The organism is Deltaproteobacteria bacterium, assembly GCA_029860075.1.
In the GTDB taxonomy this organism is placed as follows: domain Bacteria; phylum Desulfobacterota; class JADFVX01; order JADFVX01; family JADFVX01; genus JAOUBX01.
Window position 1 is genome coordinate 47,822 of the sequence record JAOUBX010000005.1, and the last position, 24,902, is coordinate 72,723.

23 protein-coding genes, 1 pseudogene and 1 riboswitch are annotated in these 24,902 nt (G+C 43.2%); all 24 genes and pseudogenes read left to right on the forward strand.

The window, feature by feature from the left end; genetic code table 11:
- Positions 1-13 precede the first annotated feature (13 nt).
- The 24 genes and pseudogenes from OEV42_02605 (at position 14) to OEV42_02720 (ending at position 24,897) form a co-directional block, all read left to right on the forward strand.
- Positions 14-337, forward strand: coding sequence for a rhomboid family protein (locus OEV42_02605; protein ID MDH3973148.1), 324 nt, complete (start codon positions 14-16; stop codon positions 335-337).
- The gene (locus tag OEV42_02610; protein ID MDH3973149.1) at positions 334-1,995 is read left to right on the forward strand and encodes a DUF4129 domain-containing protein; all 1,662 of its coding nucleotides are present in this window, start codon (positions 334-336) and stop codon (positions 1,993-1,995) included. Before OEV42_02605 ends, OEV42_02610 begins: the two co-directional genes overlap by 4 nt.
- Complete coding sequence (locus OEV42_02615; protein ID MDH3973150.1) at positions 1,985-3,295, forward strand: DUF4350 domain-containing protein; 1,311 nt, start codon at positions 1,985-1,987, stop codon at positions 3,293-3,295. Before OEV42_02610 ends, OEV42_02615 begins: the two co-directional genes overlap by 11 nt.
- Positions 3,292-4,257 (forward strand): MoxR family ATPase, encoded by a 966-nt coding sequence (locus OEV42_02620; protein ID MDH3973151.1) that lies wholly within the window; start codon positions 3,292-3,294, stop codon positions 4,255-4,257. The genes OEV42_02615 and OEV42_02620 overlap by 4 nt, the downstream gene beginning before the upstream one ends.
- Positions 4,254-5,621 (forward strand): DUF58 domain-containing protein, encoded by a 1,368-nt coding sequence (locus tag OEV42_02625; protein MDH3973152.1) that lies wholly within the window; start codon positions 4,254-4,256, stop codon positions 5,619-5,621. The genes OEV42_02620 and OEV42_02625 overlap by 4 nt, the downstream gene beginning before the upstream one ends.
- Positions 5,618-6,658: a stage II sporulation protein M gene (locus tag OEV42_02630; protein ID MDH3973153.1), complete on the forward strand. Its 1,041-nt coding sequence runs from the start codon at positions 5,618-5,620 to the stop codon at positions 6,656-6,658. The genes OEV42_02625 and OEV42_02630 overlap by 4 nt, the downstream gene beginning before the upstream one ends.
- Complete coding sequence (locus OEV42_02635; GenBank protein ID MDH3973154.1) at positions 6,651-7,490, forward strand: RDD family protein; 840 nt, start codon at positions 6,651-6,653, stop codon at positions 7,488-7,490. The genes OEV42_02630 and OEV42_02635 overlap by 8 nt, the downstream gene beginning before the upstream one ends.
- 300 nt (positions 7,491-7,790) lie before the next feature.
- Positions 7,791-8,231 (forward strand): HEPN domain-containing protein, encoded by a 441-nt coding sequence (locus OEV42_02640; GenBank protein ID MDH3973155.1) that lies wholly within the window; start codon positions 7,791-7,793, stop codon positions 8,229-8,231.
- A 213-nt stretch (positions 8,232-8,444) separates the two neighbouring features.
- Positions 8,445-8,552, forward strand: a riboswitch (TPP riboswitch).
- Positions 8,553-8,622: 70 nt separating this feature from the next.
- Entirely contained in the window at positions 8,623-9,996 is a 1,374-nt protein-coding gene (hydG, locus tag OEV42_02645; protein MDH3973156.1) for a [FeFe] hydrogenase H-cluster radical SAM maturase HydG, read from the forward strand.
- A 22-nt stretch (positions 9,997-10,018) separates the two neighbouring features.
- Positions 10,019-10,219: a sulfur carrier protein ThiS gene (gene thiS, locus OEV42_02650; GenBank protein MDH3973157.1), complete on the forward strand. Its 201-nt coding sequence runs from the start codon at positions 10,019-10,021 to the stop codon at positions 10,217-10,219.
- A gap of 30 nt (positions 10,220-10,249) precedes the next feature.
- Positions 10,250-11,026 carry a thiazole synthase gene (locus tag OEV42_02655; protein MDH3973158.1) on the forward strand — a complete coding sequence of 259 codons (777 nt, stop codon included), beginning with the start codon at positions 10,250-10,252 and terminating at the stop codon, positions 11,024-11,026.
- A 33-nt stretch (positions 11,027-11,059) separates the two neighbouring features.
- Positions 11,060-11,707 carry a thiamine phosphate synthase gene (thiE, locus tag OEV42_02660; GenBank protein MDH3973159.1) on the forward strand — a complete coding sequence of 216 codons (648 nt, stop codon included), beginning with the start codon at positions 11,060-11,062 and terminating at the stop codon, positions 11,705-11,707.
- Between the two features lie 10 nt (positions 11,708-11,717).
- Complete coding sequence (gene thiC, locus OEV42_02665) at positions 11,718-13,028, forward strand: phosphomethylpyrimidine synthase ThiC (GenBank protein MDH3973160.1); 1,311 nt, start codon at positions 11,718-11,720, stop codon at positions 13,026-13,028.
- Positions 13,029-13,445: 417 nt separating this feature from the next.
- Positions 13,446-13,559: pseudogene (locus tag OEV42_02670) on the forward strand (prepilin-type N-terminal cleavage/methylation domain-containing protein).
- Between the two features lie 117 nt (positions 13,560-13,676).
- A complete protein-coding gene (locus OEV42_02675) occupies positions 13,677-14,069 on the forward strand; it encodes a hypothetical protein (GenBank protein MDH3973161.1) in 393 nt (130 codons plus the stop codon).
- A 217-nt stretch (positions 14,070-14,286) separates the two neighbouring features.
- Positions 14,287-15,126, forward strand: a complete 840-nt coding sequence (locus tag OEV42_02680) for a decaprenyl-phosphate phosphoribosyltransferase (GenBank protein MDH3973162.1) — start codon at positions 14,287-14,289, stop codon at positions 15,124-15,126.
- Between the two features lie 79 nt (positions 15,127-15,205).
- Entirely contained in the window at positions 15,206-16,978 is a 1,773-nt protein-coding gene (locus tag OEV42_02685) for a hypothetical protein (protein ID MDH3973163.1), read from the forward strand.
- A 441-nt stretch (positions 16,979-17,419) separates the two neighbouring features.
- Positions 17,420-18,262: an ABC transporter permease gene (locus OEV42_02690; GenBank protein ID MDH3973164.1), complete on the forward strand. Its 843-nt coding sequence runs from the start codon at positions 17,420-17,422 to the stop codon at positions 18,260-18,262.
- 115 nt (positions 18,263-18,377) lie between these two features.
- A complete protein-coding gene (locus OEV42_02695; GenBank protein MDH3973165.1) occupies positions 18,378-19,631 on the forward strand; it encodes an ABC transporter ATP-binding protein in 1,254 nt (417 codons plus the stop codon).
- 82 nt (positions 19,632-19,713) lie between these two features.
- Positions 19,714-20,451, forward strand: coding sequence for a sulfotransferase domain-containing protein (locus tag OEV42_02700; protein MDH3973166.1), 738 nt, complete (start codon positions 19,714-19,716; stop codon positions 20,449-20,451).
- Positions 20,452-20,453: 2 nt separating this feature from the next.
- Positions 20,454-21,353 (forward strand): class I SAM-dependent methyltransferase, encoded by a 900-nt coding sequence (locus OEV42_02705; protein MDH3973167.1) that lies wholly within the window; start codon positions 20,454-20,456, stop codon positions 21,351-21,353.
- A gap of 201 nt (positions 21,354-21,554) precedes the next feature.
- On the forward strand, positions 21,555-22,952 hold the full coding sequence (locus OEV42_02710) for a glycosyltransferase family 4 protein (GenBank protein ID MDH3973168.1): 1,398 nt from the start codon (positions 21,555-21,557) through the stop codon (positions 22,950-22,952).
- Positions 22,953-22,975: 23 nt separating this feature from the next.
- Positions 22,976-23,746: a glycosyltransferase gene (locus tag OEV42_02715; protein MDH3973169.1), complete on the forward strand. Its 771-nt coding sequence runs from the start codon at positions 22,976-22,978 to the stop codon at positions 23,744-23,746.
- Between the two features lie 146 nt (positions 23,747-23,892).
- The gene (locus OEV42_02720; protein MDH3973170.1) at positions 23,893-24,897 is read left to right on the forward strand and encodes a glycosyltransferase; all 1,005 of its coding nucleotides are present in this window, start codon (positions 23,893-23,895) and stop codon (positions 24,895-24,897) included.
- Positions 24,898-24,902: the final 5 nt, after the last annotated feature.

Here is a 24,902-nt window from a genome sequence, read left to right on the forward strand (position 1 = left end):
ACGGCTCAATAGGATGACCGGCCTTACTCAACAGCGGTGTTTCAATCATAGTGAACGGGAGGCAGTTGCGCTCTGCCCTGAGTGCGGCAGCTATTATTGCCGTGAATGTGTTGTAGAGCACGATGACCGCCTTTTATGTTCCTCCTGCCTTGACAAGCTTTTCACTCCTAAAAAAAAGAAAGGCTTTCGTTTCGGTATTTTTGCAAGTACCGGACAGTTTCTTCTCGGTTTTATTTTACTCTGGTTCCTTTTCTATTCTGTGAGTCTTGTCCTTCTTTCAACACCTTCCTCTTTTCATGAAGGTACCATATGGGAAAAGTGGGAGGCCGGTGAATGAGCAGAAAAACACAGAGAACAGAAGGCATGGGCGCACTTGAAGTTATAGAAGAAGCGACCCATTTGCTCCGCAATATAGAAGCTAAAATGCTGCTCACGTACTACATGGGGAGCATTCCTTTTGTCCTTGGATTTCTTTACTTCTGGGCCGATATGAGCCGCAGCCCCTTTGCCGTTGAGCGGAATGTAAAGTCGGCATTTATCATTGCCCTCCTTTTTATATGGATGAAATGCTGGCAAACGGTCTTTTCCCGGCAACTCTGGTCTGTCGTATGCGGTGATGGGGGGGAAGGATGGACTTTTTCAAGAGTCTGCGCCATGATCACGGAACAGACTTTCATTCAGCCAACAGGTTTTATCGTTTTGCCTATAGCCTTGCTAATAACCTTACCTTTTGGTTGGTGCTATGCTTTTTACCAGAGTATTACCCTCCTTGGTTGCGGCAAGGGAGGGGGTATGAAAAATCTCTATCGTAGCGGTTTCCGGCATGGGTCATATTTTTCGAAACAGAATCATGTTGCCTTATTAATTCTGTCTTTTTTCTGGGGCTTTGTCTTTTTCAATCTTGTGACCCTTTTATATCTTGCGCCTCACATGATCAATACTTTCTTCGGTATTGAGACCGTTTTTTCGAGAGCGGGATGGACCATACTTAACACAACTTTTCTCGCCGTCACATGGAGCATAACCTACCTGATTGTCGATCCCCTCATTAAAAGTATCTATGTTTTGCGCTCATTTTACGGCGAGTCATTAAGAACGGGAGCTGACCTGAAGAGTGATCTGAAAAGAATCACTTCAACAGGGAAGGGCCTGGCTGCTTTTCTGGTAATACTCATTGTGGGGCTTAATACGGGCATGGAGACTCGGGCCATGGCTGATGACACTCCCTCCCGGCAAAGAGTTGTATCCGCTGGAGAGCTCACCCATTCTATCGATGAAATCATTGAAAAACATGAATACCGATGGAGAATGCCGAGAGTTAAGCAAAAAAAAGAGGAGAGTGAAGGCTTTTTTCTCTCCTTCCTGAAAGGGAGTGTGGAGACGATAATAGATTGGTTCAAACCTGTTAAAGGCTGGATTGAAAAAGTCTTCAAATGGATTGAAGAAATTTTGAAACGCTTTGAACCAAAGGCCGGGCACAATAAAGAATCAAAAGAGCGCACAATGACTGTTCACTACCTTATGTACGCTTTACTATGCGTTGTTTCATCAATGCTGGCCATTATCGGATGGCGGCGTTTTAAGCAATTCAAACTCCCTGAGCCGGTAAAAGCAGGCATGGCAAGGTCGAAAGCGCCCGACCTTGCCAGCGAAGATATCTCTGCCGATGAGCTTCCGGCTAACAGCTGGCTCGAAATGGGGAGGAAGTTAATGGCAGAGGGCAATCACCGCTTTGCTCTTCGTGCCTTCTATCTGGCGAGTCTGTCACACCTTTCTGCGCAGAATAAGTTAAGCGTTGCCTCTTTTAAATCGAATCGTGAATATGAGAATGAATTAAAGAGGAGGGCCCACGCTTTGCCGGACCTGGTAAGTGCCTTTTCCCTGAATATGATGACCTTTGAAAAAATCTGGTATGGCATGCATGAAATTACGGCAGATCTGGTAAGAGGTTTTGAAGAAAACCAGGAGAGGATCATGGCTTATCATGAAAAATAAAGAGAGAGTAATACTGGTCATATTGATATCTGTCTTTGTTGTGGCTTTAATAAATCTCTTTGCTCTTCGTTTCGAGTGGGGTGACGTTTATCCCCGGTACTCATCACTGCGGGCAGATCCCCTGGGGACAAAAATACTTTATGAAAGTCTTGATAACCTGGACGGGATCGATGTGAACCGCAATTACCGTTCTTTTTCGAGGATGAGTGAAGAGGAGGAGGCGACGCTCTTTTTTATTGGCATGAAGAGAGGGAGGCTCAGTTCCCTCACGGAAGATGAGGTAAGTCATCTTGAATCAATAGCAGCAGGGGGAGGAAGACTCCTCTTCTTTTTTTATCCCCAGCAGGGTTGCGAATGTGAAGCTGAGACGAAAGAAAAAGAAGAGCCCTTACAGGAAGGTGATAAGGACGGCGATAATGAAGGTAATATAAATGACTCTACGACAGAAGAGATAAAAGAGACAGAAGAGATAAAAGAGACAGAAGAGATAAAAGAGACAGAAGAGATAAAAGAGGAAGCACGGGGTTTTGTTTCTATTAAAAAAAGCTGGCAATTCGAGACTTATTTAAGCTCTGCTGAGGATGATGACAAGCATAGAATACACAGCGCCTTTTCTACTGTAGAGAATGAAGGGCTTCCCCAATTGATTGAAATTCATTCAGACCTCTATTTTGAAAAAGGGGGAGATCAGTGGAAAACCATTTACAGCAGAGATGATCTTCCCGTTGTCATGGAGAGGGCATTGGGGAGGGGATCAATCGTGCTCGTTGCCGATAGCTACTTTACAAGTAATGAGGCACTCACAGGAAAAAAAGAGGTGGAACTGCTGGCATGGCTTATGGGGCCAAACAGCCGGGTTATCATAGATGAAACACATCTGGGGGTAAGTAATAGCCCCGGTGTCGCTTCTTTGGCCAGGAAATACGGTATGGAAGGCCTCCTGGCCTCTCTTTTATTGATTGCTCTTCTGTTTATCTGGAGGAACTCCGTCAGTTTTATTCCTCCTCAGCGGGAAGAATCCTCTGAGAGAGGACAAAAAGGAGCAGATCCGGGAAGAGATCATCTGACGGGCTTCAAAGGCCTGTTAAAGCGGACAATTCCTGCCGGAACTATCCTCTCCGTTTGCCTCAGGGAATGGGAAAAAAGTATGGGCAGGGAGGGGCATGTGCAAAAGGGAAGAGTCCGTGACGTTCGCGCCCTAATGGAGGAATCAGGGAATAATGGCCGGGGGAAGCTAGACCAGATCGATCTCTATAGAAGAATAAGTAAACTATTGTCAGAGAGGAAATATAAAATATGAATAATAATACGGATTACCTGAAAGAAGTGCTCCAGAATGTGAAAGAAGAGGTTTCAAAAGTCGTCATCGGTCAGGATGATGCCGTTGATAAATCACTGATTGCTATATTTACGGGACATCATGCCCTGGTAGAGGGAGTGCCCGGTGTGGCCAAGACGCTTCTTGTAAAGACTCTGGCACATGTCCTTGGTTCAGATTTTACCAGGATACAGTTTACACCTGACCTGATGCCTGCTGACGTGACGGGGACGAACGTATTTAACATGCAGCAAAATGCCTTTACTCTTGTTAAGGGTCCCGTATTCACTTCTTTTTTGCTGGCCGATGAAATTAATCGTGCACCGGCCAAGACGCAATCGGCCTTACTCCAGGCCATGCAGGAAAGGGCCGTTACCATTGACCGTGTAACACATGAACTTTCTCCAAACTTTACCGTTTTTGCGACACAAAATCCCATAGAATATGAAGGGACTTATCCCTTGCCTGAGGCTCAAAAAGACAGGTTTATGTTTAAAATTACCATGGATTACCCCGACAGGCCCGCAGAATTATCGCTGGCCAAAAGAACCCTCGATGAATCATCTCCTGAAAGAATTCTTGCAAAAGGAGAGGTAAAAAAGGTTATCGGTGTGGAAGAACTTGCCAACCTTAGAACTTGCCTTGAACAGATATTTGTAAAGGAAGAATTGATTGCTTATATCGTTGATATTATAGCTGAAACAAGGCGCCATGAAAGTGTGCTTGTCGGCGCCGGACCCCGGGCAACGCAGGCCCTTCTTCTTGCCGGAAGGGCCTATGCTGCTGTTAGTGGCCGCGATTTCGTGGCGCCTGACGATATCAAGTATATGGCCCTTCCCGTGCTTGAACACCGTATTGTATTAAGGCCTGATTATGAAATCGAAGGATTATCCGTACGGGAAGTCATTGAGAGTATTCTCAAGAAGGTCAGCGTTCCAAGATGATCGTTCCCGCGAACAGGCTTATTTTACTAACGGCCCTAACCACCATGCCCTTGGCTCTTTTAAGTATTGCAATCCCTTCTTTCGGCCTGCCTGCGGCGGTGGCATCTGTTCTGTTCCTTTCTATTGCTGTTTTTGATGCCGCTTTTTCAAAGAAGAGGACCCCTGGATTTAGCCTTGAGTTCCCGGAAACGGTATATCTCACCCGGTCGAATGAGGGAAAAATAGAATTCCTGTTGAAAAGGACAGATAACTCATTAAAAAGACTCAGGCTGGGACTGGAGTTTCCACACCATATGAAGGTGGATAAAGAAGATATTCAAATAAACCTGTCCCATGATGCTAAAGAGTTCTTTTTTCATTGGAACTGCGTTGCTCATGAAAGAGGGACGCACACCTTTAATCAGTGTTATGCCGAAGTTCCTTCATCACTGGGCCTCTGGCATATACGAAGCACCCTGCCTGCCGCTTTTGAGGCAAGGGTTTATCCCAATCTTATGGGTGAAAGAAAAAATATTGCCGCCCTTTTTCTAAACAGGAGCAATCTCGGCATTCATGCCCAGAGACAGGTAGGGCAGGGACGAGAGTTTGAAAAACTCCGCGAATATATACCCGGTGACAGTTATGATCAGATACACTGGAAAGGCACGGCAAAAAGGGGCCATCCTGTAAGCAAGATTTTCCGGACAGAACGGACACAGGAGGTATATGTCATTGTTGATGCTTCGCGTCTTAGTACACGCATGTGTTATGAGGGGGAAAAGAGTACCTCGCCTGGAAAAGCTAAAAAGCAAGAGGCTGACTCCATGTTGGAGCACTTCATCAAATCCGCCCTCATTATGGGCAGCGTCACACAACGCCAGGGTGACCTTTTTGGATTGATTACTTTCAGTGATAAGGTACATGGCTTTATGAGAGCAAAAAATGGCAGCGGACATTATACGGCATGCCGCGACCTTCTCTGTTGCCTCCGGGAACAGTCGGTTAATCCCGACTTTAACGAACTCTCTACCTTTATCGGACTCAGGTTAAGGCGCCGTGCCCTGCTGATCTTCCTTACCAGCCTCGATGATCCCGTACTGGCTGAAAATTTTGAACAGAACCTTGGCCTTCTCTGCCGTAAACACCTCGTTTTGGTAAATATGCTGAGACCTGACGGGATTCACCCCATGTTTTCCAATAACCGGGCTGATTCTATGGATGACCTCTATAGCAGTCTGGGAGGACATATGTTCTGGCACAACATTATGGAAATGAAAAGGAATCTCAGGAGCAAAGGGGTCAGGTTCTCCTTATTGGACAAGGAAAGAATGAGCACAGATATGGTACACCAGTATATGTCTATCAAGCAGAGGCAGCTATTATGATCATTGATCTCTCAAAATTTATTGATGAGGAGAGAGTTTTCTGGGCGGAACTGGATAAAATTCTCGAGAAAATATCCGGTGATCCGGCTTACAGGATGAGTCTTGAAGAAATGAAGCGTTTCTACTATCTTTACCAGAGAACATCAGCCGACCTTGCAAAGATCATAACCTTTTCTGCCGAGCCGGAAATTCACCGTTATCTCGAATCTCTTGTGGGAAGAGCATATTGCGAAATTCATGAAACGAGAAGTTCCCGGCCTGTCCGCTCTCCTTTCAAGTGGTTTACCCGCACTTTACCGAGAACCTTTCGAAAAAACATTAAAGCTTTTGCCCTATCCCTCTTCATTACAATGGGTGGGATGGCTTTTGGCGGAGGCGCTGTCGTACTTGACCCTGATGCAAAAGAAATCCTCATGCCCTTCCCCCATCTTCAGATAGATCCGTCAGAAAGGGTAGCCAAAGAAGAGAGTGTTTCCGAGGACCACCTGGAAGGAGTAAAAACGACCGGTGCGGCAGCTTATATGACCCATAATACAAGGGTCAGCCTTTTTACGATCAGCCTTGGAGTTACCTGGGGTATCGGTACGGTAATTATGCTTTTTTATAACGGCGTCATCCTTGGCGCCGTTGCCCTCGATTATGTAAGGGCAGGTCAGGCTTCTTTCCTTCTGGCCTGGCTTTCTCCCCATGGTGTTATAGAAATTCCGGCAATTCTTATTGCCGGACAGGCGGGGCTTGTTCTTGCCGGTGCCTTTATCGGTTGGGGACGCCGCAATACACTGAGTATGCGATTAAGAGAAATATCCGGGGACCTTGTAACCCTTAGTGCATGTGTGGGCTTGATGATGGTCTGGGCCGGTTTTATAGAAGCTTTTATTTCCCAGTATCATGAACCGGTGCTGCCCTATTCTATTAAGATAGGTTTTGCCCTTGTTGAATTGATTCTCCTGGTTCTATTTTTATGCCTGGCCGGAACAGGGGTGACAAAATCCAAAAAAATCTCCCCAGAAGATATGAGAGGTAAAGACATTGGCTGAACCGGGAGGAACACAGTGGCCCCGCCCAAGTGAGACAAAGACCAATACACTCCTTATCCGAACGCCCGAGGGAATCGTTTTTTCACTTTTGCTGGCTGGTCCCATCATAAGATTTCTTGCCTGGGGAATAGATCTGGCCTGTATCATAACAGCCACGACTCTTTCCAACCAACTGCTGTCTCTGGCAGAAGTCATAAGTATTGATCTTTCAAGAGCCCTTATACTTATCGCCTATTTTTTTATTTCTATTGGCTACGGGATTATAATGGAATGGTACTGGCGAGGCCAGACAATCGGAAAGCGGTTATTACGTCTCAGGGTTATGGATGTGAGGGGCTTGCGCCTCAGGGAAAGCCAGGTAATTATACGAAATATCTTACGGTTTGTAGACAGTTTGCCCCTTTTTTACTTTATCGGCGGTACGGTCTGCCTTTTTAGCCGCCGGGCGCAGCGGCTTGGTGATCTTGCTGCCAATACGATTGTTGTAAGAAATCCCAGGATAGCTGATCCTGATCTGGACCAGATCATGTCGGGAAAGTATAACTCACTTCGTGAGTATCCCCACCTTGCGACGCGCTTTCGCCAGAAAGTCTCTCCAAAAGAGGCAAACATTGCTTTGCAGGCGCTTTTAAGGCGAGATGAACTGGAACCGGAGGCGAGAGTCGAGCTTTTTAAAAATATAGCCCGACATTTTCGTTCCATCGTGGACTTTCCGGAAGAAGCATTAATAGGAATTACTGATGAGCAATATGTAAGAAATATGGTGGATATACTCTTCATGATAAAGCCTGCCTCTGCCAATGAAAACAATGAACCCCGGCAAAGGGATTGAGCGCTTGCCAGGGGAGAATCGATTTCCCGTAACTTATGAAGTGCCTCTTTACTTCTGTCCTGTAATTTCACAAAAAACTGCTATCAATGAAATATATTTTTTGATGACAGCCCCCGGAAAAGGTCATTTGTATTCATAGAAAGTGTTACTCTGAAAATATTAAAGCAAGGAAGTGGTGAGCAGTTGAAGTATGGAGCAAGAAAAATTTCAAAAAACTTGACACTTGAAAAAAATATGTTTTACTTCTTGATAAGAGGTGTTAGAGTCAAAATAAAGCGTTGCCAGCGGGGGGTGGGAATATTGAGTCAGGCATTTCAAAAATCGATAGAACGAAAAAGCCTTTATCTTTCAGAAAATGCACAGGAACAAAGAGGCAGGGAATTAAGCTCCGCCCTGGAAGACCTGGATAATGCAAGGTTGAGTTACTCTCAGAAGCATTACAAGGGGGCTACTATTCTTGCGTGCCAATCACTGTTTCATAGCGCAAGGGCGCTTTTATGCTCCAGGGGATATGAGGGGAAGAGCCTCTCATGCATCATTGGCGGTATTGATCATCTCTTTGCCGACCAGGGCCTTATCGAGATAAAATGGATTATGGTTTTACTAAGAGCCCTTACCTTTAAGGAAGATTCTCATTATTTAGTTGAATATTCAAATAGCGATGCCAAATATTTTATGGGAAATGCTGTACAGTTTCTACATGTGGTGAAGGATTTGCTGGCAAAGGGAGACGGGTTTTAAGGTAACTTTCCTGCTTTACTGACAATGCTATAAAGCCCCGTGAAACCAATAGATAAACCAATGGATTACACTGTAAACTAAAGGCATTCATTCTTCCGTAAAGTTTTTTTCATCTTTACTCTCCTCTCGGCAGGAAGGTTAACCTTGCCGGACTCCGTTAGTAAATTATTTGCGACTCTAATTGACTTGATTCTCAATATTTGTTAAAGTTGCCTATCAAGCTGGGGGTGCCAGGTATGGCTGAGAGTTTTGATTTAAGTGAAACGACCCCTTGAACCTGAACCGGGTAATGCCGGCGGAGGGAAGCGGCAAGGGGAAATACCCCATTATAATAAGCTGAAAAGCCGCTCCTTTTGTGAGCGGCTTTTTTATTTGAACCATGGGGAATTTAATGAAAAAGATAATTAATGCGGATTTAATTGAAAAACTGATTGACAGGGAGGATCTTCCCTCAAAAGTGGAAGTTTTGGCGGCTCTTGAAAGAGCGAAGGAACTCAAAGGGATAGGACTTGAGGAGACGGCCCTGCTCATGAGAGCCGGCAGGGCAGGTGTCTGCCTTGATGAAATCTATCAGGCCTCGGGTGAGGTGAAAAGGAAGAGCTTCGGTAGCAGGATCGTCCTTTTTGCGCCATTATACCTGACCAATGATTGTATAAATAATTGTCTCTACTGCGGATTCAGGAAGGATAATATTGAGGTCGACCGGAATTCTCTTTCTGTGGAGGATGCTATCAGGGAAGCGAGCCTTCTGGAGAAGACAGGTTTTAACAGGCTCCTTCTGGTGGCAGGTGAGTCACCTAAAAGTTCCTCTATCGAGAGGATTGTTGAAATTGTTAAAGCCATTTACCAGAACACGGGCATGCGTATTATTCATGTCAATGCGGCGCCCATGCCCATTGATAAACTTAAAGCGTTAAAAGCGTCGGGTGTTGGTGTTTTTCAGGTTTTCCAGGAGACTTATCACGAAGAAACCTATGACAAAATGCATACGACAGGGCCTAAAAAGGATTACCGCAGGCGCCTGTATGCCCTGGATAAGGCCATGGAGGCCGGTTTTGATGATGTTGGCATGGGGGCGCTTCTTGGCCTTTATGACTGGCGTTACGAGGTTCTGGCGCTCATTGCACATGCGAGACACCTTTTCGAAAAGTTCGGCGCCTGGCCCCATACCATTTCTGTGCCGCGTTTGCAGCCGACAGTCGGTTCTCCCATAGCTTCAGCGCCTCACCCCGTCTCTGACGAGGAATTCAAGCTCATCGTAGCCCTTTACAGGCTGGCCGTTCCTGCTGCCGGTGTTGTTGTAACGACAAGAGAACCTGCCGTTCTTCGCGACGAGCTTCTCCATATCGGTGTATCGCAGATTAGCGCCGGTTCCAGAACAGACCCCGGTGGCTACTCACAGGATGCTGAGCGCTTTGACGCGTCCCAGTTCAAGACCAGTGACCACAGATCGCTGGAAGAGATGGTCGCGTATATTGCCTCAACGGGGCATTTGCCGTCCCTTTGCACTTCATGCTACAGGGTGGGGAGAACAGGCAGGAGCTTTACTGAAACCGTTTCTCACCAGGAGATGGAGAGGTATTGTCTGCCCAATGCGCTGCTTACTCTCAAGGAGTATGTCATTGATCATGCAAACGGCTCTGCGGCTATATGTAATGAGGTAATTGAAAGGAATGTCTCTCTCATTTCCGACGAGAAGTTGAAAAAAGCAACCCTTGCAAAATTTAAAGAGATAGATGCAGGCAAGCGGGATCTTTACTTTTAGCAAACAATATGGATGGGGAAAAATGGAAATCATAATAAACGGAAACCTGAAAGAAGTGAGGGAAGGGACCACGATAAAATCGCTTCTTGAAGAGATGAAAACTCCGGCTATGGGCATAGCCGTAGAACTTAACCGGGAAATCATACCGAGAAGCAGCCATGAATCGACGGTGCTTAAAGCAGGTGATGCATTGGAGGTTGTCAAGATGGTTGGCGGCGGATGAAAGAAAAAAACTTAATCAGGAGAAATAACAATGGGAAATGATAAACTGGTTCTTGCAGGTCGGGAATACAACTCTCGCCTGCTTATCGGAACGGGAAAATACAAGGATTTTGAAGAGACGAAGAAAGCCGTCGAACTGTCCGGCGCTGAAATAGTTACTGTGGCCGTGAGGCGTGTCAATATTACGGATAATAAAGAGGAAAACCTCCTCGACTATGTGGACCCGAAGAAATACACCATCCTCCCCAATACGGCAGGGTGCTTTACGGCTGATGATGCTATTCGGACCTGCCGTCTGGCCAGGGAAGCAGGTGGCTGGGACATGGTGAAGCTTGAGGTTTTAGGTGATACAAAAACGCTCTTTCCTGATATACCTGCCACCCTTGAAGCGGCTAAAGTCCTCGTTAAGGAAGGCTTTATTGTGATGGCTTATACCAGCGACGATCCCATTACGGCGAAAAAGCTTGAAGATATCGGCTGTGCTGCCGTTATGCCTCTGGGAGCGCCTATCGGAAGCGGACTGGGCATAAGAAATCCCTATAATATCAAGATTATCCTTGAAGATGCTAAAGCGCCTGTTCTTGTTGATGCCGGTGTTGGAACGGCCAGTGACGCTGCCATTGCAATGGAGTTGGGCTGTGACGGTGTGCTCATGAATACGGGAATAGCTGCAGCCAAAGATGCCATCCTTATGGCAAGCGCTATGAAAAAGGCTGTTGAAGCAGGCAGAGAGGCTTACCTTGCCGGAAGAATGCCTATGAAGCTTTATGCGACAGCGAGCAGCCCTATTGAAGGAATCATTGAATAAGCCTTATTATTTTATAGCAATTGCTTAAGCCGGATGACGGGATCAATTAAAGAACTGCCGGTCCTTTACCTTATATCAGACAGGTTACAGAGCAAAAACAGGCCGCTTGCTGAAGTGATAGAGGCGTCGCTAAAAGGTGGCGTCAGGATGGTCCAGTTGAGAGAAAAGGACCTCCCGGTACGGGACCTGTTAAGACTTGCGCTGGAAATAAAGGGCCTAACTGTAGCATACGGCGCAAAGCTGCTCGTTAATGACCGCATCGATGTTGCGCTGGCAGTCGAAGCAGAGGGGGTCCACTTGCCGGCAAGCTCTTTCTCTGTTGAAGATGCAAGATCGGTTCTGGGAGATGATAAAATTATCGGCTTTTCTGCCCATTCAATTGATGAAGCAAAAGAGGCAAAAAGCGCGGGGGCCGACTTTGTTACCTTCAGCCCTGTTTATTATACGCCTTCCAAGGCTGCTTATGGAGAGCCGCAGGGGCTTGACAGGCTAAAAGAGGTGAGGGACGCTATTAACATTCCTGTTTATGGGCTCGGAGGGATAAATGTTGACAATATTAAGGAAGTAATTCGGGCAGGCGCACATGGCGTGGCGCTTATATCGGCCATCATTGGAGCGAAAGATATTCAAGGAGAGTCAGAAAGGTTGGTTGACCTGGCTTCTTCTAAACGACTTAACTAAGGAGTAAAAGATGACACAGTTAATAGAGGCCCGGAAAGGCAATATTACGGCCGAAATGAAAGAAGTTGCTCTTCAGGAAGGGCTTGATCCTGAATTTATAAGACAAGGTATCGCTGACGGGAACATTGTCGTATGCAGAAATAATAAGCACAAATCAGTCCCTCCTCTCGGTATAGGCAAGGGTCTTAAAACGAAGGTAAATGCAAATATCGGCACATCAAGGGACATTAAGGAACTCGATTGCGAACTTGAAAAGCTGAGAGTAGCCGTCAAGGCGGGAGCTGATGCTGTTATGGACCTTTCTACAGGGGGTGATGTAGACCTTGTTCGTCAGAGAGTGATGAAGGAATCTGCTGTTATTATCGGAACGGTTCCCCTCTACCAGGCAGCGCTGGAGACCTTTAATTCGGGGCGGCCTATATTCCAGATGACTGAGGATGAGATCTTTGCCGGTATAGAAAAACACCTGGAAGACGGTGTCGATTTTATTACTGTTCATTGTGGTGTTACAAGAGAATCTGTCAGTCGATTGAGGGCCGAAGGAAGAGTAATGGATGTGGTCAGCCGTGGTGGCGCCTTTTTAACGGAATGGATTCAGAAGAATAAAAAGGAAAATCCTCTTTTCGAGCAATATGACAGACTTCTAGATCTTGCCAAAAAGTATGACGCCGTGCTCTCCCTTGGCGATGGTTTCAGGCCTGGCTGCATTGCCGATGCAACGGACAGGGGGCAGATCCAGGAACTACTCATATTGGGTGAACTCACGGAAAGGGCCTGGGAGGCCGGTGTTCAGGTGATGATCGAAGGGCCGGGGCATGTGCCCATTAACCAGGTGGAGGCCAATATTCTCCTGCAAAAGAGGCTTTGCCACGGCGCTCCATTTTATGTTCTCGGCCCGCTGGTTACGGATATTGCCCCAGGGTACGACCATATAACCTCAGCCATAGGCGGAAGTATTGCTGCTGCTGCCGGGGCTGACTTTCTCTGTTATGTTACCCCTGCCGAGCACCTCAGGCTTCCTACTGTCGAGGATGTTCATGAAGGGGTCATGGGTGTCAGAATTGCCGCCCATGCCGGTGATCTTGCAAAAGGGGTGAAAGGCGCCTGGGACAAGGACCTGAATATGTCCAAAAAGCGCAAGGCCCTCGACTGGGAAGGCCAGATCGAAGCCTGCCTCGATCCCGAAAAGGCAAAACGTTTGCGTGACTCTGCTATCCCCATGGATGCGGAAGATGCCTGCACCATGTGTGCTGCCTTATGCTCCATGAAACTCATGAACCAGGACAAGGAAGAAGGGAATCTTACCTCAGAGCAAGGGTGACAATTATTGTCAGTCACATGTGACGTAAATCGTCACATGTGATGTTGATTGTCATCAAAATTCCTTCTTTTATCATTGTTTAACCTTTTAGCTATTCCTCTGTAAATTTATCTAAACTTTTATAACTCCTTTATTTACAAGCATTATCATCGACATTAAAACCTTGCGCCATATTTTTTTTCAATTGGCATATGGATTGCTTTATAACTTGAGAAAGGATGCCTTAAATCTTATCCGAGATAATTTTATATAAAGATTTGATCGAACAGGATATTGTGTCAGGAGGTGATCGTAAGAAAAAAATTTGATGAGAGTGCAATTAGAAGATCACTAAAGTAGAAGATCACTAAAGATAAAACAGAATAAATAATAAAAAAGAAATGAAGGAGGTAAAAAATGTTAAGAATGTTATCAAAAATGAGCAAGAGAGAGAGTGGTTTTACCCTCATTGAGCTCCTCATCGTTGTCGCCATCATCGGTATTCTGGCAGCCATCGCTATTCCGCAGTTCTCTTCATACAGGCGGAAGGCATACAATTCGGCAGCCCAGAGCGACCTGAAGAACTTCAAAACGGATATGGAAGCTCACTATGCCGAGCACCAGCAGTATCCAAGCAACTAAATAATCAGAATTACGAAAGGAGTGAAGATGATGAAAATGATGAAGATAGTAGCCCTCGCGGCCTTTTTAACTGTAGTTTCGTACGGCAGTGCCTTTGCCGCAGCGGTAACTGTAACTTTTGATCCTGCTTACCCCTATACGGTACCGGTCGGCACTCATGCCGATTACAACATTCCGGTAAAACCCTCGAAGAACGTAAGTCTTGCAGTAAGTATCGATACAAACAACATTAATTATGTGGCGGGTACGTGCCACAAGGCAGGCGACAAAACATTCGCCAGTTCAGCCGGGGACACGAAGATCTATCAAAGGGACCTTGCCCCTGGAAAATGCGCGGATGGTGCGAACACGATCCCGACTGCTCCGGTAGATTTCGGGGTTAATCCTGCTTGGGGGGGTAGTGCGTTTACAGCTATTTAAAGCCTGATAAATACCCGAATTTAAAAACAGACCTGATTATTTTCAGGTCTGTTTTTTTGTGGTATAATAGCGCGATAGTTTGATTATTCCCGGCTTCAGGAAATAAAAACTATATGACGCCTCCAGGCGCTCCGTGCTAATTCGCTTATACTAATAGGGGTACATAAATCCGGTTTTCAAAAGGACAAGGGCCATAGAGGTATAATATATACTGCTTATGTTCAAATATCTATCACTTTTCCGGCCTCATCAATGGATAAAAAACCTTCTTATCCTTTTTCCCCCTCTCTTTGGCGGGACAATTGCCTCAGCAGATGTCATTTTAAGGATATTTCCGGCATTGGCTGCATTCAGCCTTGCTGCCAGCTGCAGCTATATTATTAATGATATATGGGATGCCGAAGCAGACAGGAACCATGTGTCGAAAAAAAATCGCTTAATAGCTCAGAGGGAAATAGCTATACCTGTAGCAGGACTCCTGGCGTTTTTGCTCTTCACCCTCTCTTTTTCTTTGTCTGCTCTTGTTTCAAACCTCTTCTGGCTCTATTTGGCGGCCTATCTTGCAATATCACTCTCCTATACCTTCTTCCTTAAGAACGTTGTAATAGTCGATGTATTTCTTATTTCAGCCGGTTTTCTGGTCAGAGTTCTCTCTGGTGGTGAGGCATTCGGGATTGAAGTTTCCAAATGGCTCTTTATGACCGTATTTATGGTTTCCCTATTCCTGGCGGCAGGCAAGAGAGCAGGGGAGATGATATCTATGGGTAAAGATGCCGTCATTCACAGGAAGAGCCTCTCTGCTTACAGTTCCTCATTTCTGGAGGGGACCCTGTGGTTTTCCGCCTCCGCTTCTCTTGTAACCTATGCCCTCTATACCATTGAAGAGAGAGGCGAATTGTTTTACACTGTTCCTTTAGCAGCTTTTGGCATGCTAAGGTATATTTTCATTGTAAAAGAAGGCAAGGGAGACCCTACGGATGCCCTTTTAAAGGATTGGCAAATAATGTTCACCGGTGTAATCTGGCTGGTGGTTATAGGATTCATTATTTACAGATGATATAATGTCTGCTCACGTCGGCAAAAATCCTGTCTATAAATTGGGAAATGGAGTTATAACTCCTGCAAAAGGAATCGCAATGGTTTCCAAACATGTCAGGCCTGCATATTGGGCCATGCTGCTCTTTTCGATTACTGCCGGTCTCTATTACAGATCTTTATCCGAGGTTTTTGGCGTCTTAACGATAGATGACGGCACATTGATGCAGCATCTCGCCAATCACAGGATGCAGTTCAATGAAGTTTTCCATTCGGCATGGCAAAAGAAGTATTATCGCCCTTTGGTAGATTTTTCCTATCTTGTTGATCAGAGACTGTGGGGAAGCGATCCTTCAGGGTTCCGCACGACTAACGTTCTTATCCACGCCCTTAATGTTGTCTTTTTTTATTTTATGGCCAGGATGCTGTTAAAATTCAAAAACGGCAGGAATGAGATTTCATTATTTGCGGCTATTCTTTTTGGAGTCCATCCTGTTGCAGTCGAATCCGCTTCCTGGATATCCGGGCGCAGCGACTCTCTGGCAACGTTGTGGTCGTTGATAGCTCTTTTGCTGTACTTTCTTGCAAAAGATCGACACCGCTTATATATAATTCCGGCATTTCTTTTCTGTATCCCGGCAATTCTCTCGAAAGAGGTTGCCATAGCCGTGCCGCTGCTTGTCGGCATGTTCGAGATTTTTTATTGCGAGAGCTTTGGCTACGAGCGCAGCAAATATTCCATAGCAGGAATTGCCTTTATTTTATTCTCAATCCCGCTCTTTATCTTGTTCAGAAATATTGTTATTTCGGGAGAAGATATGGGGATCGGTTTAATATTGGGCGGCATTACGGAGGGGAATTTAATTTCCGTTGTGAGTACAGGCCTGGCCTCAATAGGTTTTTACGTGAAGAAATTTATATTCCCATTTCCCCTTAACATGATGATATTTGAAATCAATCTTAATTTATATGCTATATTAGGTGTGATTATTATACTGTGCCTTACTTATTTGATTAATATTGACGAGGCAAAAAATTATTGTTTTCTTTTTATCTGGGCCTTGATCGGTATTGCCCCGGCGGTTCTTATCTCTTTTACAAATATAGCCTGGACGCCCTGGGCGGAAAGATATCTCTATTTTTCATTAGTTCCCTTGTCACTTGTTTGCGGTTTGCTCTTTGCAAAATTATATAATAGCAAGTGGTCAATAACATCAAAGGTTTTACTTTTTGTTATTATCTGTCTTTTTATGCTGTCAAGCTACAACAGAAGCCTTGAGATGAACAGCAATGAGTTGATATGGAAGGATTCATATATTAAATCACCTACTTTTATAGGAGCAGCGGTCGGCTATGCCGGGACACTCGCCGGCAACAATAAACCGGAAGAAGCAGAAGTTGTTTTAAATAAAGCAATAAAGCTTGAAGGGGCAAAGCATTTTCTTTTCCATCGGCTCGGACATATAAGTTGTGAAAAAGGCGATCTCGATGAAGCCGAACGATTTTATCGAAAAGCTTTATTGGAAGCAAGAAAGGATAAATTGCTGGTTACGGTAGGAGCAGCTGTCAGAAGAGATATCCTCATCTCTCTTTCGGATATAAATCTGAAAAGAGCAGGAACGGCTGCCGACAAAGATGAGAAAGAGGCATATTATCTTGCCGGGATAAAGGGCCTCATAGAGGCTTATAATGAAAAAAAACTCAATATTTTGAACTACAGGATCGCCAAGGTTTATATCGTGATGGGGAAAGATAATAAGGCTGCCGAATTCCTGAAAAAATTTATCCGTAGCGGGCAGAACAAGCTTTATCAGGGAGCAGCCAAAAGAATGCTGGAAAAGATAAATTTAAAAGGTGCCTTGCCTGCTCGCTAAAATACAAAAAAGGTCACCCATATAAAAAATTTGGAGAAACCGCTGGGAAATAAAGTTGTTACAGGAAGGCAATGATTCTCAATTGTAACTTAAGGGTACCTCTAATAATTTATGAATATCATCTGGGAGTCTGTCGGACTTAGGGGACCGAAGCGAGGGAAAGTGATTTTGAGTTGGATTTGACCATTAAATGAGGCGAATATTGAACATATTTAACGAATTTAATCGGGAAATCCGGCCAAAAGAACTTTTCCACAGCAGATTCGACCTAAGTCCGACAGGCTCCCAGGTGTAAAAAAAGCCAACTTCTGTATTAAAAAAATTGGCAAGTAGCGTTGTTGATTGCCGAAATTTTTGCCTTGAATTCGACTTCTTAAATTCACTTGGCTATTTTGTAGAATTAATAGATATCCCTTAATACTCAATAAAGGACTGTCTACGATGTCAAGCAAATTAAATATGTTCAATAATATTACAACTATAGAGCCGAAAAAAGGTTGGATACCTGTTAACTTTAGGGAGATATGGCAGTTTCGAGAGTTACTCTATTTTCTTGCCTGGCGTGATGTAAAGGTCAAGTACAAGCAGACTGCCATAGGCGTTATATGGGTCATAATACAGCCATTTTTGACAATGACTGTATTATCCGTCATATTCGGAAGGTTTGGCAAGATCCCCTCAGATGGTGTCCCATATCCCATATTTGTTTTTATTGGTCTTCTCCCGTGGCAGTATTTTGCATCTGTACTGGGACAGTCCACGACTTCTGTGGTGGCGGGCGGAAATATGGTAACCAAGGTATATTTTCCAAGGCTTATCATGCCGGCCAGCACCGCCATTGCAGCCCTCCTGGACCTCTTTATCGCCTCTCTTATACTCCTTTTAATGATGGTCTATTATGAGGTGAGCATAAGTTTCGGCCTGCTGCTTGTTCCATTTCTGGTGATGCTTGTCATCATGAATGCCGTGGGCTTCGGTATGTGGTTTTCCGCTCTTAATGTAAGGTACAGGGATGTTCAGCATGCAATCCCCTTTCTCATTCAAATATGGATGTTTGCCACACCGGTTATTTATCCCGGCAGCATGTTAAACGAAAAGTATGCATGGATACTTGCGCTTAACCCTATGGGAGGCATCATAGAGGCCTTTAGGCCCGCTGTATTGGGTAATGCTCCGATTCCGTGGGAGCAACTCGGCATATCGGCAGCAGTCGGTTTTCTGGTTTTGGTTGGCGGGATGTTGTATTTTAGAAAGGTAGAACGGTATTTCGCTGATGTAATTTAGAACACACACTGAAGAGAGAGCAGAGTTTAAATGGTATTTAAGTTCTTTCCTCAGCGTCTTACCCGTCCTCTGCGCAAAAAAAAAATTAGCTGATATTTTGCACAAGTATTTATAAATGAGTTCGATTATAAAGGTAGAAAACATATCCAAGTCCTATCGTATAGGCAAAAAGGTGTCCTATGGTTCTCTGCGAGATGAGATAATGCAGACGATTACGGCACTCTTCAAACGTCATTCAATGGATGACGTGGAAGATAACAAAATCTGGGCACTCAAAGATGTCTCCTTCGAGGTAAAGGAGGGGGAGGTGCTCGGGATCATCGGCAAAAACGGTGCGGGTAAGAGTACTCTATTGAAAATACTTTCCAGGATAACGGAGCCTACATCGGGCAGAATTGCAATGAGGGGTCGGGTAGTCAGTCTTCTGGAGGTGGGGACGGGATTTCATCCCGAATTAACAGGACGGGAAAACATTTATCTAAACGGTGCAATTTTGGGGATGACAAAGAAAGAGATCCATTCTAAATTTGATGAGATAGTTGCCTTTGCCGAAATAGAAAAATTTCTGGATACTCCCGTCAAGCGTTACTCAAGCGGCATGTATGTGAGGCTTGCTTTTGCAGTGGCGGCTCATCTTGAGCCTGAAATACTTATTGTCGATGAGGTTCTTGCCGTAGGTGATGCTGCTTTCCAGAAGAAATGTTTGGGAAAAATGGGTGATGTAGGGAAAGAAGGGAGAACAGTTCTCTTTGTTAGTCACAACATGGGAGCGGTTAAATCATTATGTAGTTCAGCTTTATTTATTTCCGAGGGAAAGCTTATGGCACAAGGGGCTGTAGGTCATACAATTGAGCAATACTTTGTTACTGTGGCAGGTGAAGTTGCTGATGAAGGGGTGGTGAACTGGCCTGACTCGGAGACAGCACCTGGCGGTAAAGAAATGCGACTTGTTTCCATCAGGCTCCTTGATAGGGAAAATAGACCTGGTAGTAATTTCGACACCGGAAAAGCGATCAGTGTAGAAATAACTTACAGGCTTTTTGAGAAAATCAGAGGGATGAGACTCATTCTTCAGTTGATAAACTCTGAAGGTGTAATTGCTTTTACATCGACGGACGAGGACCTTCGTAGCGATGAAAACAGCCCAGGGCTTTACCGTACTGTCTGCACAATCCCAGGTGGTCTCCTAAATTCAGGACTTTATTTTGTGCTCATCCATTCAGGTTGTCCCGGTGTGAAGGTTCTGGTCTGCGGGAAGGAATTAATACGGTTCCATGCCGAAAAGACAGGCCAGCATGGTTCCCTTTACCCAGAGAAGTGGCTCGGTGTGATTGCACCCAAACTTGAGTGGAAAACGGAAGTGCTTTAGAAAAGGCAAGCAAGATATGATAAGTGATGCTTTTAAAAAAGTTCGGGACCTGTTTAAGCCACAATATGATAAGAAAAGTTTGATGGAGATTCTGCCCGATGATGTATTTCTGGTATCTTATCCCAAATCGGGAAATACATGGATGAGATTTCTCATAGGTAACTATATTTCAGATCATAAGGTAGACTTTACTAACAGCCATCTTGTAGTCCCCGATCTTCATTTTAATCCTGAATATTGTAAAGAAATTCATGCCAGACCAAGATTTATAAAAAGCCATATGCCTTATACTTCCAAATATCCTCGCGTTATTTACATTGTGAGGGATGGCAGAGATGTGGCTGTTTCCTATTATTATTATCGATTGAAAAGGGGAGACCTATCTAAAGAAGAAACTTCTTTTTCGGAATATTTAAAAGACTTTTATTTGGAGGGTATCCCTCTGTTTGGAACCTGGTCGCAGAATGTTGCTTCCTGGCTTGACAGGATGAAAGATGGAAATATCCTCTTGCTCAAGTACGAAGACGTGTTAAAAGATACTGAGACAGAACTAGTAAAAGCTCTCGAATTTGCCGGACTTGATATTGAAAAAAAACGTCTTGAAAGGGCGATTGAGGAATCATCCTTTCCCAGGATGCAGGAACTAGAAGTCAGACAACATAATGAGTGCCCAACGCTTGGGAAAGAGCTTGAAAATAAAGATATTCTTTTTGTCAGGGAGGGAAGGTCTGGCGGATGGAAAAACTATTTTTCAATAGAGGATGAGAAGGCTTTTTACAAGTATAATAATTCTGTTATGGACAAACTAGGCTATATCTGATTATGACGGATGTAATAAATCCATTGCTGCCGGATTCTGAAATTATTTTATTAAAAAAATATTTTACATTGACTTTGATACGCGATTGGGAATCAAATTATAGGATTGACATTTCATCTGAACTCAAAGGAATAGAGGAAATCTGTCTTTACAGGTGTAAAAAGAGCCGGCTTGATTTTTTTTATCCAGTCTCTGCAAGTGGTGGCCCTGAACTATATAAGAAACTGCAAAATTTTGATTGGTTCTACATGCCGGAAAAATGGGAGTTTGATGAAGCACTGAAAGACCTGAAAGATGGTGGAAGACTTCTTGAGATTGGATGTGGCAGAGGTTTCTTTATCGAAAAGGTTTTAAATCAATTCCCTGAAATCATGGCAAAAGGAATAGAATCTAATGGTGATGCTCTGGTAGAACCATTAGAAAAAGGACTCCCTGTAGAAATGGCACGTACAACGGATTTGATTGAAAGGAAAGAATTGTTTGATGCTGTATGCAGCTTTCAGGTTCTTGAACATATAAGTTCACCGCGCAGCTTTTTTGATGATGTGTTAAAACTTTTAAAACCGGGTGGATTACTTATCCTTTGCGTACCAAATAAAGAAAGTTTCATCAAACATCAATTTAACCTTCTGGATATGCCACCTCATCACATGACAAGGTGGAGCCTGACAACATTTAAGTTTCTGGAGAATATTTTTCCTTTAAAGCTTGAAAAAGCTTCCTTTGAGCCATTGGCGGATTACCATATTGATTGGTATTTGCAGACATATAAAGACTTTATTCGTCATAAAGTCCGAATTCCATTGGTGCTGATGGATTATGCTGCTTATTTGTTTAAAAAAAGAGGACTTAATAGATATTGTAAAGGACACAGTTTATATGTGAGATTTAAAAAGTTATGAAATTTATCAACTTTATTTGTGCAAGCAGATCTGATAAAGATGGGGAAAATGTTAATCTCGGCAATCCCGGAAACCAGGTTCTTCAACCTTAGAGAAGGGATAACTTTATATATGGAGGCTGTTAAACCGGTAAAATGAGCTTGTTTATAATTCTGTTGTTTGGATCAGCCTTATTAAAGTAAAAGCCATGAGGAATTTAGATTGAAGGATTTACTCTTAAGAACAGCTAAGGACATCTCTTTTTTAGGGCTCTTTAAAGAGTTGTATTGCAATTATCAGAAACGCAGATTTTTTAGTAAACTTCAGTCCTCAAAAGAAAAGCTCCTCCTTTTTCCTGTAAAAAATGTTTCCAGGAAAAAAGATGAGCTTCTTAATATAGTTCAGATCAGTACTTACGATAATTTAGGTGGGGCTGCTCTTGTGGCTTTTCGACTGTACAATATCTATAGAGGAAAAGGACATCACTCTATAATGTTTGTTGGATATAAGTCGAGTAAAGATGAAAATGTGATTAACATTATGAATAGCCGCGATGATGCTTTTCGTGAAATTTGTCAGGAGGAAGGTCTTTTATACTGGAACTTCCTTTCTTCATTCAATCTTGCTAATAAAGCGGCATTTAAAGATGGCCATATACTGCATTTCCACAATGTACATGGTTATTATTTTAGTTATCATGCGTTACCCGGCCTGACGAGGCTAAAACCCACTGTATGGACACTCCATGATATGCAATCCATAACAGGTCACTGCGCTTTTTCCTATGACTGTGGCAAGTGGGAGACAGGTTGTGGGGATTGTCCACTCCTCGATGCTTCGCCGGCCCTGGAAAAGGATACGACTGCAATGCTTTGGAAAGATAAAAAAGAGCTCTATAGGGAGGCTGAGGTTGATATCGTTGTCCCCTCAAAGTGGCTCTATAATATTGTAAAGAAGAGTATTTTGTCGGATAAAGATGTACATCTCATCTATAATGGAATAGATACATCGTTATTTAAACCGAAACCTAAATCTGAAATGCGAAGAAAGTTTAACATAGATTCCGAAAAGATTGTTTTCATTACCTCTATAGCTGGTGGCATGAAAAACTCACAAAAGGGAGCCTCTTATTTGCTGGAAGCTCTAAAAAAAATGGAATTTAAAAAAGACATTGTTCTCATATGTATGGGGGAGAAGGATGAAAGCTATGAAATAGAGGGTGTAACCTGGATGAATACGGGGCATATATTTTGTGAAGAAAAGCTTGCGGAATGGTATTGTGCTGCCGATCTATTCCTCTACCCCTCTTTAGCTGATAATTGTCCTCTTGCTGTTCTTGAAGCGATGGCATGCGGACTTCCTGTGGTGACATTTGCTACAGGTGGAATTCCCGAACTTGTAAAACATATGGAAACGGGTTATGTAGCAAGGTACAGGGACATTGATGACTTTATAAAAGGAATAGAAACCTTTCTATATGATAGGGACTTAGGGCTCTTGGCAGGGAAAATGGCACGGATAAATGCTGAAAACAACTTTTCACTCCATCAAATGACCGCTTCATATTTGGATCTCTATTATAATGTTATTAATAAAAGGTACAATTCGAATAAAAGTTAAATTAATTTTTTTGATTTTAAACTATGAAAATATCAGTCATTACTCCATCTCTGAACAGTGTGAGATATATGGAAGATTCCATTATTTCTGTTTTAAAACAAAATTATTCCAACTTTGAACATATTATTGTTGATGGAGGTTCCACCGACTGCACTATTGATATGTTAAAGAAATATCCTCATTTAAAATGGATTTCTGAACCAGACAATGGCCAATCCCAAGCCATGAATAAAGGTTTTGAAATGTCTTCGGGAGATATTATTGTATATTTAAATGCGGATGACTACTTTGAGCCTGGGGCATTTTTTAAAGTATCAAGCTTTTTCAGGGAAAACAGGAGTGCCATATTTCTTGTAGGAAAACTGCGTGTTATAGAAGAATCTGGAAATCAATGGATTAATAATCCAAAGATATCATTTGCAGATATGATAAGATGGTGGGAATCCCAAGCTTATCCATATAATCCGGCAGCTTATTTTTACAAGAGAGAAATTCATGAACAAGGCTGCAAATTTAATGAAGATGAACATTATTTTATGGACTGGGAGTTTTTACTGGATGCATCTAAATTATGCAAATTTAATAAAATTGATGCTATCTTGGGGAACTTCAGATTAATGCATGGGACAAAAACATTCGAAACGAAGACGACCTCATATTATACCCGCCGATATAATGCATCCATACGTTTTGCAGCTTCCCTCGGGAATGAAGAGAAAGTGGCTTTTATGCATGATCTAGATCAAATCTATAAGCAGGAAATAAAAAAATATAGAAATGAAAAAAATACGTGATAAAAGCGATTCTAAAGTAATGTCTTTAGATTTTAAATTATTTATAAAAGCGAAAAAGATTTTTAAGATGGACAAAAACTGATATAAACTTTATTACTAATTAAAGTGCTTTAAACCAGGAACACACTAATTTTCAATTATTAGATATGCCTGAAATAACGGTAATTATTCCCACTCTTAATCGAGCTGACTATTTAAAAACAGCATTAGAAAGTTTAAGAGAACAAACACTCAGCAATAGCCATTTTGAAGTGATTGTTGTAGACAATGGCTCACAGGACAATACTTTAGAGGTTACAGAACATTTCATCAGAAATAACAATATTAATTTAAGGTATGTTCTTGAAAAGAATTATGGATTGCATAATGGAAGACATCGAGGTGCAGTGGAAGCAAAGTCTGAAATCCTTTCCTATATTGATGACGATGTTATTGTTACAAAAGCTTGGCTTCAGTCGATTAAGGAAGCTTTCAGTGATGGGGATGTCTCTTTGGTTGGTGGGAAAATATTACCACACTGGGAAGGCGATATTCCTCATTGGTTAAATTCTTTTAAATACGATGTTGACGGGGGCTGGGCAATTGGGTATTTGAGCCTTCTCGATTTGGGCGATAGAGTGAAAAGAATACCTGCTCATTATGTTTACGGCTGTAACTTTTCTATCCGAAAGTCTATTCTTTATGAATGCGGAGGTTTTAATCCTGATGGTATGCCGCAGGAACTAATAAAGTACAGGGGAAATGGAGAGAGTGCTCTTTCAGAGCAAATAATGAATAAAAACAATATATCTCTCTATGTTCCTTCTGCTGCTGTTTTCCATCGAATCCCTGAAATGCGTTTGACAATAGAGTACTTTTGCCGGAGGGCATATAATCAGGGGATTTCAGACTCCTTTTCAGAAATCAGGAAAGCAGGTGCTTTGACGAAACAGGAAAAAGAGAATAGAGATTCTTCTTCATTTATTAATCGCTTAAAACAGCTATTAACGTTTTCTCCTGTCTTTTCGGAAGAAGCCGAGATTGAAAAAAATAATATTCAGAAACAGGTCAGAGAGGCTTACCAGAAGGGGAAGGCCTACCACCGTTCCCAAGTGGAAAAAGATCCCCATCTTTTGAAATATGTATTAAAGGACAATTACTTCAAGGATTAATATCT

Coding starts and splice junctions, on each gene's coding strand:
- OEV42_02605 (MDH3973148.1), top strand. CDS start 14: ATGACCGGCCTTACTCAACAGCGGTGTTTCAATCATAGTGAACGGGAG.
- OEV42_02610 (MDH3973149.1), top strand. CDS start 334: ATGAGCAGAAAAACACAGAGAACAGAAGGCATGGGCGCACTTGAAGTT.
- OEV42_02615 (MDH3973150.1), top strand. CDS start 1,985: ATGAAAAATAAAGAGAGAGTAATACTGGTCATATTGATATCTGTCTTT.
- OEV42_02620 (MDH3973151.1), top strand. CDS start 3,292: ATGAATAATAATACGGATTACCTGAAAGAAGTGCTCCAGAATGTGAAA.
- OEV42_02625 (MDH3973152.1), top strand. CDS start 4,254: ATGATCGTTCCCGCGAACAGGCTTATTTTACTAACGGCCCTAACCACC.
- OEV42_02630 (MDH3973153.1), top strand. CDS start 5,618: ATGATCATTGATCTCTCAAAATTTATTGATGAGGAGAGAGTTTTCTGG.
- hydG (MDH3973156.1), top strand. CDS start 8,623: ATGAAAAAGATAATTAATGCGGATTTAATTGAAAAACTGATTGACAGG.
- thiS (MDH3973157.1), top strand. CDS start 10,019: ATGGAAATCATAATAAACGGAAACCTGAAAGAAGTGAGGGAAGGGACC.
- OEV42_02655 (MDH3973158.1), top strand. CDS start 10,250: ATGGGAAATGATAAACTGGTTCTTGCAGGTCGGGAATACAACTCTCGC.
- thiE (MDH3973159.1), top strand. CDS start 11,060: ATGACGGGATCAATTAAAGAACTGCCGGTCCTTTACCTTATATCAGAC.
- thiC (MDH3973160.1), top strand. CDS start 11,718: ATGACACAGTTAATAGAGGCCCGGAAAGGCAATATTACGGCCGAAATG.
- OEV42_02675 (MDH3973161.1), top strand. CDS start 13,677: ATGATGAAAATGATGAAGATAGTAGCCCTCGCGGCCTTTTTAACTGTA.
- OEV42_02680 (MDH3973162.1), top strand. CDS start 14,287: ATGTTCAAATATCTATCACTTTTCCGGCCTCATCAATGGATAAAAAAC.
- OEV42_02685 (MDH3973163.1), top strand. CDS start 15,206: ATGGTTTCCAAACATGTCAGGCCTGCATATTGGGCCATGCTGCTCTTT.
- OEV42_02690 (MDH3973164.1), top strand. CDS start 17,420: ATGTCAAGCAAATTAAATATGTTCAATAATATTACAACTATAGAGCCG.
- OEV42_02695 (MDH3973165.1), top strand. CDS start 18,378: ATGAGTTCGATTATAAAGGTAGAAAACATATCCAAGTCCTATCGTATA.
- OEV42_02700 (MDH3973166.1), top strand. CDS start 19,714: ATGGAGATTCTGCCCGATGATGTATTTCTGGTATCTTATCCCAAATCG.
- OEV42_02705 (MDH3973167.1), top strand. CDS start 20,454: ATGACGGATGTAATAAATCCATTGCTGCCGGATTCTGAAATTATTTTA.
- OEV42_02715 (MDH3973169.1), top strand. CDS start 22,976: ATGAAAATATCAGTCATTACTCCATCTCTGAACAGTGTGAGATATATG.
- OEV42_02720 (MDH3973170.1), top strand. CDS start 23,893: ATGCCTGAAATAACGGTAATTATTCCCACTCTTAATCGAGCTGACTAT.